This window comes from Streptomyces millisiae (genome assembly GCF_031845425.1).
Taxonomy (GTDB): domain Bacteria; phylum Actinomycetota; class Actinomycetes; order Streptomycetales; family Streptomycetaceae; genus Streptomyces; species Streptomyces millisiae.
On sequence record NZ_JAVREM010000072.1, the window covers coordinates 22,734 to 33,323 of the forward strand.

At 72.6% G+C, this 10,590-nt stretch carries 11 protein-coding genes; 7 read left to right on the forward strand and 4 right to left on the reverse strand.

Annotation, left to right across the window (positions count from 1 at the left end):
- Positions 1–69: 69 nt before the first annotated feature.
- Positions 70–1,104, reverse strand: a complete 1,035-nt coding sequence (locus RNC47_RS31055) for an endonuclease/exonuclease/phosphatase family protein (protein ID WP_311603565.1) — start codon at positions 1,102–1,104, stop codon at positions 70–72.
- 186 nt (positions 1,105–1,290) lie between these two features.
- Here RNC47_RS31055 and panB point away from each other — a divergent pair, with 186 nt between their 5' ends.
- A complete protein-coding gene (gene panB, locus RNC47_RS31060) occupies positions 1,291–2,172 on the forward strand; it encodes a 3-methyl-2-oxobutanoate hydroxymethyltransferase (RefSeq protein ID WP_311603567.1) in 882 nt (293 codons plus the stop codon).
- 18 nt (positions 2,173–2,190) lie between these two features.
- Here panB and RNC47_RS31065 read toward each other — a convergent pair whose 3' ends face one another.
- The 3 genes from RNC47_RS31065 to RNC47_RS31075 all read right to left on the reverse strand — a co-directional run bounded on the left by RNC47_RS31065 (position 2,191) and on the right by RNC47_RS31075 (position 3,520).
- Entirely contained in the window at positions 2,191–2,397 is a 207-nt protein-coding gene (locus RNC47_RS31065) for a hypothetical protein (RefSeq protein WP_311603568.1), read from the reverse strand.
- 114 nt (positions 2,398–2,511) lie between these two features.
- Positions 2,512–3,213, reverse strand: a complete 702-nt coding sequence (npdG, locus tag RNC47_RS31070) for an NADPH-dependent F420 reductase (protein ID WP_311603570.1) — start codon at positions 3,211–3,213, stop codon at positions 2,512–2,514.
- Between the two features lie 40 nt (positions 3,214–3,253).
- Positions 3,254–3,520, reverse strand: coding sequence for a hypothetical protein (locus tag RNC47_RS31075; RefSeq protein WP_311603571.1), 267 nt, complete (start codon positions 3,518–3,520; stop codon positions 3,254–3,256).
- 61 nt (positions 3,521–3,581) lie between these two features.
- On the opposite strand from RNC47_RS31075, the gene map reads away from it, so the two are divergent.
- From map to RNC47_RS31105, 6 genes are all read left to right on the forward strand, one after another.
- Complete coding sequence (gene map / locus RNC47_RS31080; RefSeq protein WP_311603573.1) at positions 3,582–4,448, forward strand: type I methionyl aminopeptidase; 867 nt, start codon at positions 3,582–3,584, stop codon at positions 4,446–4,448.
- 145 nt (positions 4,449–4,593) lie between these two features.
- Entirely contained in the window at positions 4,594–5,262 is a 669-nt protein-coding gene (locus tag RNC47_RS31085) for a biliverdin-producing heme oxygenase (protein WP_311603574.1), read from the forward strand.
- A gap of 241 nt (positions 5,263–5,503) precedes the next feature.
- A complete protein-coding gene (locus RNC47_RS31090) occupies positions 5,504–6,697 on the forward strand; it encodes an ABC transporter substrate-binding protein (protein ID WP_311603576.1) in 1,194 nt (397 codons plus the stop codon).
- 147 nt (positions 6,698–6,844) lie between these two features.
- Entirely contained in the window at positions 6,845–7,945 is a 1,101-nt protein-coding gene (locus RNC47_RS31095; protein ID WP_311603578.1) for a carbohydrate ABC transporter permease, read from the forward strand.
- Complete coding sequence (locus tag RNC47_RS31100; RefSeq protein WP_311603580.1) at positions 7,942–8,811, forward strand: carbohydrate ABC transporter permease; 870 nt, start codon at positions 7,942–7,944, stop codon at positions 8,809–8,811. The genes RNC47_RS31095 and RNC47_RS31100 overlap by 4 nt, the downstream gene beginning before the upstream one ends.
- A 62-nt stretch (positions 8,812–8,873) precedes the next feature.
- Positions 8,874–10,460, forward strand: coding sequence for an alpha-amylase family glycosyl hydrolase (locus RNC47_RS31105; RefSeq protein WP_311603582.1), 1,587 nt, complete (start codon positions 8,874–8,876; stop codon positions 10,458–10,460).
- Positions 10,461–10,590 lie beyond the last annotated feature (130 nt).

Sequence of the window (10,590 nt, forward strand, 5' to 3'; positions counted from 1 at the left end):
CCACCAAAGTAAAACAGTGGGGGTGAAAACGGCGCAAAGGGCCGATAAGAGGGAGATCGAAGGAGGAGATCAGGGATCGACTCTCGCCGCCACCGGCAGGTGGTCGCTCCCGGTGGCCGGCAGCGTCCAAGAGGAGACCGGTTCGAGGTCGCGCACCAGGATCTGGTCGATCCTGGCCATCGGGAAGCCGGCCGGCCAGCTGAAGCCGAAGCCGGCGCCGGCGGCGCCCTGGGTGGAGCGCAGCTCGGAGGTGAGGGGGGCGAGCGCGCCGTCGTTCATGGTGCCGTTGAGGTCGCCGGCGAGCACCGTGCGCGGCAGTTCCTCGGCGGCGATGGCGTGGCCGAGCAGGTCGGCGGCGTCGTCCCGCCGCTCGGCGGTGAAGCCGGCCCTGAACTGCACGCGCACGGACGGCATGTGGGCGACGTAGACGGCGACCTCGCCGATGCCCTCCACCTCGACGGAGGTCCGCATCGCGCGCACCCAGCCGATGCCGATGTCCACCGGCTGGGCCTCGGTGAGCGGGTAGCGGCTCCAGAGTCCGACGGTGCCCTGCACGGCGTTGTAGGGGTACGCCTCGGCCAGCTCCTCCTCGTAGGTGGCGACCGCGCCCTGCGGCAGCTCCTGGAGGGCGATCAGGTCGGCCCCCGAGTCGACCAGGTCGCGGGCGGTGCCGGCCGGGTCGGGGTTGTCGGCGTCGACGTTGTGGCTGACGACCATGAGCGCGCCGCCGCCGGAGGTCTTGTCGGCGAGCAGCCCGCCGAACAGGTTGAGCCAGACCAGGACCGGCACGAGCACCGCGACCACGGCGGTGACGGAGCGGCGCAGCACGGCGCACAGCACGAGCGGCGGGATCGCCAGGCCCACCCAGGGCAGGAAGGTCTGGAGGAGGCTGCCGAGGTTGCCGATGGTGTTGGGCACCTTGGAGTGGAGCGTCATCAGCAGGGCGAGGGCCAGGGCGAGGCCGGCCGGCCACCAGCCGCGGCGCCACCGGCCGACGCGGTCGCTCCAGCGCGGCCGCGCGGGTCGGCAGGCGGGAGGGGCGGTCTCGCCGCCCTCTTCGGGGCCCTGACCCGGTTCGGTGTCCGGGGTGTACAACCGTGCCATGCGCTGCCCTCGCTGCCCGTCGCGCTTTCGCTCCGGGGAACCATAGTCGAGCCCCGGTCACGCCGAAGCACAAGACGGTTACCAGGATGTGTGGGGTTCCCGGGGCCGCCGACCTGGTGCGACGATGGAGGTCGATCCGGGGACGCCGGCATGGCGCCTCGAGACGACCTGAACAGGAGCAGCGTGATGACGCAGCACACGACTGCCCAGGCGCCGGCCGCACGGCCGGAGGTGCCAGGGCTCTACGGCGGCAAGCGGAGCCGGCGGATCACCGTGCGGGACATAGCGGCGGCCAAGCGGCGTGGGGAGCGGTGGCCGATGCTCACCGCCTACGACGCCATGACCGCTTCGGTGTTCGACGAGGCCGGCATCCCGGTGATGCTGGTCGGGGACTCGATGGGCAACACGCACCTGGGCTACGACAGCACGGTCCCGGTGACGCTCGACCAGATGGTGATGCTGTCGGCCGCGGTGGTGCGCGGCACCCGGCGGGCGTTGATCATCGGCGACCTGCCGTTCGGCTCGTACCAGGAGAGCGCCACCCAGGCGTTGCGCAGCGCGACCCGTCTGGTGAAGGAGGCGGGCGTGGGCGCGGTCAAGCTGGAGGGCGGCGAGCGCTCGGCCGACCAGGTGTCCCTGCTGGTGGAGGCCGGTATCCCGGTGATGGCCCACGTGGGTCTGACGCCGCAGTCGGTGCACGCCTTCGGCGGGCACCCGGTGCAGGGTCGGGGCGAGGAGGCGGCGCAGCAGCTGCTGCGGGACGCCAAGGCGGTGCAGGACGCGGGCGCGTTCGCGGTGGTGCTCGAGCTGGTCACGGCCGAGCTGGCCGCGGAGGTGACGCGGAGCCTGCACATCCCGACGGTGGGCATCGGCTCGGGTCCCGACTGCGACGCGCAGGTGCTGGTGTGGACGGACATGGCCGGGATGACGGACTGGCCGGGCGGCCGGATGCCGCGGTTCGTCAAGCAGTACGCGCGGCTGCGCGAGACGCTGGGGGACGCGGCCCGGGCGTTCGCCGAGGATGTGGTGGGCGGCGCCTACCCGGCCGAGGAGCACAGCTTCCACTGAGTCCCGCGGAGTCGGCTCTCAGGCCCGGGACCGCCGCAGGTAGTACCAGGCCATGTTGGAGGAGAGCCCGGCCATCAGCACCCACACGACGCCGAGCCAGTTGCCGTTGACGAAGGACACGACGGCGGCGGCGACGGTCAGGACGAAGACCAGCAGGGCGAAGCCGGCGAGCCGGCGGTCCTGGGCGGCGCGGCCCGGCCGGCCGGTCTTGGTGTCGGTGGGCATGGTGGCTCCAGTCGGTTCGAGGGGTGCGGCACCCGGCGTGCGGTCTCCATTGTCCGCGCGCCGGGTGGCCCGCCGCGGCCGGCCCCCGGCCGGGTGCCGGGCGCCGGCCGTGGCTCAGATGTCGGTGAGCCGGACGCCGGCGTGGGCGCGGTAGCGGCGGTTGACCGAGATCAGGTTGGCGACCAGGGACTCGACCTGGTGGGCGTTGCGCAGCCGGCCGGCGAAGACGCCGCGCATGCCGGGGATGCGGCCGGCCAGGGCCTGGACGATCTCGCAGTCGGCGCGGCTGTCGCCGAGGACCATCACGTCGGTCTCGATCTTCTCGATGGCGGGGTCCTGGAGGAGCACGGCCGACAGGTGGTGGAAGGCGGCGGTGACCCGGGACTCCGGCAGCAGGGCGGCGGCCTGCTGGGCGGCGCTGCCCTGCTCGGGGACGATGGCGTAGGCGCCCTGCTTGTCGAAGCCGAGCGGGTTGACGCAGTCGACGACGAGCTTGCCGGCGAGCTCGGCGGTGAGTGAGGCGACGGTCGCCTCGTGGCCCTCCCAGGGGACGGCGATGATCACCACGTCGCTCTCCCGGGCGCAGCCGGCGTTGTCCAGGCCGCGCACGCCGTGGCCGAGCTCCGCGGCGGCGGTCTCCGCGCGCTCGGCGGCGCGGGATCCGATGATGACTCGCTGGCCGGCCCTGGCCAGCCGGTAGGCGAGCCCCCTGCCCTGGTCGCCGGTGCCGCCGAGCACGCCGACCACGAGGTCGGAGACGTCGGGGAGTTGCCAGGGGTCCCGGGCGGGCGGCTTCGCCGCGTCGTGTGAGGTCATGCCTGAATCCTGCCACCCAGGGCTCGCGGTCCCGCCGTGACTACCCGTCCCGCTCGGGCGTGCCGGTCCCGTCCGTCTCCTCGGTCCCGTCCGCCTCGTCGCGGTCGTTCCAGCGGGGGTCGTGGCGCCACTCGTCCTCGCGTTCGCGGGCGGTCTCCATGGCGTGCTCGGCCTCGCCCCTGGTGCCGTAGGGGCCGAGCCGGTCCCTGGCGGGGCACTGCGGTCCCTCCTCGACCGTCTGGTGGCGGAGGCAGTAGTACCACTCGCCGGGGCGTCCCGAGGGCTTGCGTCGAAAGAGTGCGGCCATGTCCCCATCCTGTCCGTCCCGGCGTCCCCTGCCCAGCCGTGGAGTCCATAGACTCGAGCGCATGTCTGGCCAGTCTCTTCTCGTCCCCGGCAGGATCTCGGCGCCCCGCCGGGTGCCGTCCGCCATTCCGCGCCCCGAGTACGTGGGCCGCCCCGGGCCGACGCCCTACCGCGGTCCCGACGTGCAGGACGCCGAGACCGTCGAGCGGATGCGGGTGGCGGGGCGGATCGCGGCGCGGGCGATGGCGGCGGCGGCCGAGCACGTCGCGCCCGGCGTGACCACCGACCGCCTCGACCAGGTGGCGCACGAGTTCCTGTGCGACCACGGCGCCTACCCTTCGCCGCTCGGCTACCGGGGCTTTCCGAAGTCCATCTGCACCTCGGTGAACGAGGTGATCTGCCACGGCATCCCGGACTCGACGGTGCTGCGCGAGGGCGACATCGTGAACCTGGACGTCACGGCGTTCGTGGGCGGGGTGCACGGGGACACCAACGCGACCTATCCGGTGGGTGGCGTGGCGGCTCTGGACGAGGAGTCGCGGCTGCTGGTGGAGCGCACCGGGGAGGCGCTGGCCCGGGCGATCAGGGCGGTGCGGCCCGGGCGCCGGATCAACGTGATCGGCCGGGTGATCGAGTCGTACGCGAAGCGGTTCGGTTACGGCGTGGTGCGGGACTTCACGGGGCACGGCATCCACACCTCGTTCCACTCGGGTCTGTTGGTGCCGCACTACGACGACCCGGGCGCGAGCACGGTGATGGAGCCGGGGATGACGTTCACGATCGAGCCGATGCTGAACCTGGGCACCCACGAGTGGGACAAGTGGGACGACGACTGGACGGTGGTCACCAGGGACCGGCGGCGGTCGGCCCAGTTCGAGCACACGCTGGTGGTCACGGAGACGGGTGCCGAGGTGTTGACGCTGCCCTGACCGGCCCCTTCGGGGTGGTTTGACGCCCCCTCAGGTTTACCGACGACCTGTCGGCAAAAGCTTGACTTAGGTAAGCCTAAGTAGACACTATGGCGGTGCGCGACGACCTGTTGCGCGCCCGCCTACCGTCTCCGGAGGCCACCGAATGAGCCCGACCGCCACCGTCCCGTTCTCCACCCTGATCCGCGAGGCCTCGCAGCGGCAGCACACCGAGGCGGAGAACTCCTCGTTCATGAGCGACATGCTGGGCGGCCGGCTCGGGGTGGCGGCCTACCGGGCCTACACCGAGCAGCTGTGGTTCGTGTACCGGGCGCTGGAGGGGGCGGCCGACCGGCTCGCCGGCGACCCGGTGGCCGGCCCGTTCCTGCGGCCCGAGCTCTTCCGCACCGCGGCGCTCGAGCGGGACCTCGACCACCTGCACGACGGCGCCGACTGGCGCGCCGCGCTGCGCCCGCTCGCCGCCACCGAGACCTACGCGGCGCGGGTGATGGAGGTCGCCCGCGACTGGCCGGGCGGCTATGTCGCCCACCACTACACCCGCTACCTCGGCGACCTCTCCGGCGGCCAGGTCATCCGCGGCACGGCCGAGCGGACCTGGGGCTTCGCGCGGAAGGGCGACGGGGTGCGGTTCTATGTCTTCGAGGAGATCGCCAACCCGGCCGCGTTCAAGCGCGAGTACCGGGAGCTGCTCGACGCGCTGCCGGTCGAGGGCCCCGAGCGGCTGCGCATCGTGGACGAGTGCCAGCGCGCCTTCTCGCTCAACACCGCGGTCTTCCATGCGCTCGGCGAGGCGGCGGGCACCCAGGATCGGTAGCCGTTTTCGGTGACTTTTCCCGATAAGAGCGTTTTAGGCTTTGCGGTGGAATGCGGGCGCGCGAGTCTGAGCCCAGGCACTCGGCGCTCATGCGCAGGGCATTCAAGGAGTTCAAGGAGTCGTCCTGGGCACGTCCATCCGCAGAGCACGCGCACGACGAAGCGGGTTCTGCGTCATCACCGTCCTGCTGGCCGCGGCGTGCGGCTCGGGTGACGGCTCGGCCTCGGTCGCTCCCCAGGAGGTGGGCCCGGCCAAGGGCTCCATCACCTGGTACGCGATCAACTTCGGTCCCGACGGGCTGCCCCAGCGGCTCGTCGACGCCTTCGAGGAGGAACACCCCGACATCTCCGTGACGTACCAGGCCGCGCCCAACAACACGGACACCATGCGCGCCACCCTCACCACGGAGATCTCCGGCGGCTCGGGCGCCATCGACGTCTACAACGGCGACGTCGTCTGGCCGTCCCAGTTCGGCTCGGCGCAGCTCGCCATGCCGCTCGACGCCCACCTGCCGGACGACTTCTGGGACCGCTTCCCGGAGGAGCGCGCCGACGTCACGCTGCACGACGGCGAACACCTGGCGGCCCCGCTGTACGTCGACACCGGCTTCCTCTTCTACCGCGCCGACCTGCTGGAGAAGCACGACCTGCCGGTCCCCGAGACCTGGGAGGAGCTGGCCGACACCGCCGCGAAGCTCCAGCGGGCGGGCGACGTGCGCTACGGCTACGTCGCCCAGTGGGCCAACTACGAGGGCCTGACCGTCAACTGGACCGAGCTGTCGGCCGCGGCCGGCGGCCACAGCGTCGACGACGGCGCCGCGGCCATCGACTCACCGGAGAACCGCCGGGTGCTCGACTTCATGCGCCGCCTGCTCGACGAGGGCGTGGCGCCCGCCGCGATGACCAGCTTCCAGGAGCAGCAGTCGCTGCAGACCTTCGTGGAGGGCGAGGCCGCCTTCCACCGCAACTGGTCGTACGCCTGGAGCGAGGCCAACACCCCGGAGTCCCCGATCGCCGGCAAGATCGGCGTCAGCGCCCTGCCCGCCTTCGAGGGCGAGGACCGGCCGGGCCCCTCCGGCACCGGCGGCTGGAACCTGATGATCAACCCGCACAGCGACGCCATCGGCGCGGGGCTGGCCTTCATCGAGTGGATGACGGGCCCGACCGCCCAGCGGATGCTGGCCGAGAGCTCCGTGCTGCCGGCGGTCGACGAGGTGCTCAACGACCGCGAGCTGCAACGCGACAACCCGACGCTGGCCGCCGCCGCGCGCGTGCCGCTGGTCTCCCGCCCCTCGGACTCGCCGCGCTACGCCCAGGTCAGCAACGGCATCTTCACCAACATCAACGGCTCGCTCGCCGGCTCCGTGCCCCCCGGGAGCGCGCTGCGCGCGGCCCAGCACGACATCGGCAAGGCCCTGAAGGGTCGCGCGCTGTGAGCGACGAGCGCGCGGCAGCCGAGCCGCGGATCAAAGCGGCGCGCGCCGTGCGCCGCGCGATCGGAGAAGCGAACGGGGAGGCGCTGTGAGCGCCCGGGACGCGCGCCGTGCGCCGCGCCGCCCGCCGGATCTGAAGGGGGGCGTCGGGTGAACGAATCCCCCGCGTCGGGCAACCCGCCGGACGACGAGGACGGCCAGGCCATCCCCTACAGCGGAGCGCCCGGGCGCGACCGCGACCTCCCGCTGCGCCCCGTCCCGGCGGGCGCCCCCGGCGCGCCGTCGCCGGCCCCCGAGCCACCGCGCCCCGACCGGCCGCGCCGCCGGCGGATCCCGCACCCCAGCCACCACAGGACCGCGCTCGAGCGCCGCTTCGCCCGCCTCGGCTGGGTGTTCGCGACGCCGGCGCTCTTCGTGGTGCTGGCCGTCACGCTCTTCCCCATCGTGTTCTCGGTCGCCATGAGCCTCAGCGACGTCCGGGTCTCCTCCGACGGCTTCCGGCTCTCCGGGATCACCACCGACAACTACACGATGCTGCTCGGCTCCGAGCGCTGGCGCGAGGCGCTGCTGTTCACCGTGCTGTACACCATCGGCACGGTCCTCGCCGAGCTGGTGCTCGGCACCCTCATCGCCCTCGTCCTCGAGCGGCTCAGCGCCGGCCGGGGCTGGATGATGGCGCTGCTGCTGCTCCCCTGGGCCATGATCACCGTGGTCTCGGCGCAGCTGTGGGCGTACATGTACAACGGCGTGTACGGGGTGCTGACCTCGGTCGTCGAGGGGCTGACCGGCTCCGCGCCGCAGTTCCTCGGCACGCCGGGGCCCGCGATCGTGTCGATGGCCGTCGCCGACATCTGGAAGACCACCCCGTTCGTGGCGATCATCGTGCTCGCCGGCCTCATGATGCTGCCGCGCGAGGTCACCGAGGCCGCCCGGGTGGACGGCGCCGGGCCGTGGACCGCGTTCTGGCGGGTCAGGCTGCCGCTGCTGCGGCCCGCGCTGACCATCGCCGTGCTGTTCCGGATCCTCCAGGCCTTCGGCATCTTCGACCTGCCGTTCGTGCTCACCGGCGGCGGCCCGGGCGACGCGACGGAGTCCCTGGCGCTGCTCGGCTGGCAGGTCATGTTCACCAACCTGGACTTCGGCCCCGGCGCCGCCGTGGCCGCGAGCACCGCCGGCCTGGTGCTGCTCGGCTGTCTGGTGTTCCTGCGGGCGTTCCGGGCCCGCGTCGGCGACGAGGAGGGCGGGGCATGACGACGACGGCGACGACGGCGCGGGAGGCGTCCCGCGGGCGGCGGCTGCGGTCCGTGCTGAGCTGGCCCAACGCGGCCGCGCTGGTGATCGCCGCCTTCGTGGCGGCCCCGCTCTACTGGATGGCCACCACCTCGCTGAAGCCGGCCGAGGAGATCGGCACCCACCCGCCCACCGCCTGGCCCGAGAACGCCACCTGGGCCAACTACCGGGACGCCTTCACCGACAACCACTTCGGGGTCTACCTGCTCAACTCGGTGGTGGTCTCGGTCCTCGCCACCCTGCTGGTGCTCAGCCTCAGCTCGTTCGCCGGCTACGCGCTGGCCCGACTGCCGCTGCGCGGCAAGGCGCCCATCATGGTGGCGCTGCTGATGATCTCCCTCTTTCCCACCATCGCGCTCGCCGCGCCGTTGTTCCTGCTCATGCGGGACATCGGCTGGCTCAACAGCTACCAGGGCCTGATCCTCGTCTACACGGCGCTCAACGTCCCGTTTGCGGTCTGGATTCTGCGGAACTTCTTCCAGGGCATCCCCAAGGAGATGGAGGAGGTGGCGTGGGTGGACGGCGCCTCGCCGCTGCGTACCGTGCTCTCCGTGATCCTGCCGCAGGCCACGCCCGGCGTGTTCACGGCGGCGATCTTCACGTTCACCGCCTGCTGGACGGAGTTCCTGATCGCGTTGACCCTCAACACCGCCGACCGGTACCGGACCATGCCGGTGGGGCTCGCGCTGTTCGGCAGCCAGTTCACCGTCCCCTACGGGACGATCTTCGCCGCCGCCACCGTCTCGGTCCTGCCCATCGCCCTCCTGGTCCTGATCTTCCGGCGCGCCGTGGTCTCCGGGCTGACCGCGGGTGCCGTCAAGGGCTGAGCGAACGTCCCAGAACCGCGAGCCGACCTGACGAGCCGACCTACGAGAGGTGTGCCGCTGCCATGTCGTCCTTCCGTCCCGTTCCGTCCTGGCTGGCCGACGCCGTGCTCTACCAGATCTATCCACAGAGTTTCGCCGACTCCAACGGCGACGGCGTCGGCGACTTCCGGGGCGTCACCGAGCATTTGGACCACCTCGCCTGGCTCGGCGTCAACACGGTCTGGCTCAACCCCTGCTTCGCCTCGCCGTTCCGCGACGCCGGCTACGACGTGTCCGACTACCTCGCCCTGGCCCCCCGCTACGGCACCGACGAGGACCTCGCCGCCCTGGTGGAGGCCGCGCGGGGGCGCGGCATCCGGGTCATGCTCGACCTGGTCGCCGGGCACACCTCCGACCAGCACCCGTGGTTCGTCGCCGCGGCCAACGACCCGGGCAACGACCGCTACATCTGGGCCGAGGGCCAGCCGCCGCGCTTCGTGCCGTCCCCCGGCAGCCGCCCCGGCAGCTACCTGCCGAACTTCTTCGACAGCCAGCCGGCGCTCAACTTCGGCTACGCCCGCAGCGATCCGGACGAGCCCTGGCGCCAGCCGGTCGACGCGCCCGGGCCCCAGGCCAACCGGATGGCGCTGCGCGGCGTCATGGACCACTGGCTGCGGCTCGGCCTCGCCGGCTTCCGCGTCGACATGGCGCACTCCCTGGTCAAGGACGACCCCGACCTGGCCGAGACCTCGAAGCTCTGGGCCGAGCTGCGGCGCTGGCTCGACGACACCCACCCGGAGGCGGCGCTGCTCGCCGAGTGGGGCGACCCGTCGGTCTCCGTGCCGGCCGGCTTCCACTCCGACTTCTTCCTGCAGTTCGGCGGCCCGTCCGACGGGCTGCCGCTGCGCTCGCTGTGGAACAACAACCAGGGCACGGTGGCCGACCACTGGACGCAGCGGCACTGCTTCTTCGACGCCGAGGGCGGCGGCACGGCCGAGACGTTCGTCCAGGCCTGGACCGAGGTGAGCTCGCTGATCGGCGACCGCGGGTACATCTCGCTGCCCACCGCCAACCACGACTTCTCCCGGCTGGCCTGCGGCCCGCGCACCGCGGAGCAGCTGCCGGCCGCGTTCGCGTTCCAGCTCACCTGGCCGACGCTGCCCGCCATCTACTACGGCGACGAGATCGGCATGCGGTTCGTCCCCGACCTGCCGGACCACGAGGGCAGCCGGCTCGGCGAGCACTACAACCGGGCCGGCTCCCGCACCCCGATGCAGTGGGACGACTCCCCCAACGCCGGTTTCTCCACCGCCCCGGCCGAGCGGCTCTACCTGCCGATCGACCCCGACCCGGACCGCCCGACGGTGGCCGCGCAGCGGGCCGACGAGGGCTCGCTGTTGCACCTGGTGCGGCGGCTCATCACGCTGCGGAAGGCGACGCCGGAGCTGGGCGCGGGCAGCCCGGTCGAGGTGCTGCACACCGGCTACCCGCTGACGTACCTGCGGGGCGGACGCTTCCTGATCGTCGTCAACCCGCGCCGGGCGCCGGCGACGTTGGCGCTGCCACGCCCCGAACTGGCGGCGGTACGGCGCGTGGAGGGCACCGGCGTCACGGTCGACGACACCGGCATCACGGCCGAGGGCTTCGCCTTCGGCATCTTCTCGCTCTGAGGGGTCCTGCGCGGCCGGCGGCGACGCGCCCCCGCGCTCCGCGCGGGGGTTTGCCCCCCACCCACCCGCCCTTTTCGCGCTTCGCGCAGTGGCGGCCGGCGCGCCCGGCCGGCCCCGGGAAGGGCGGGTG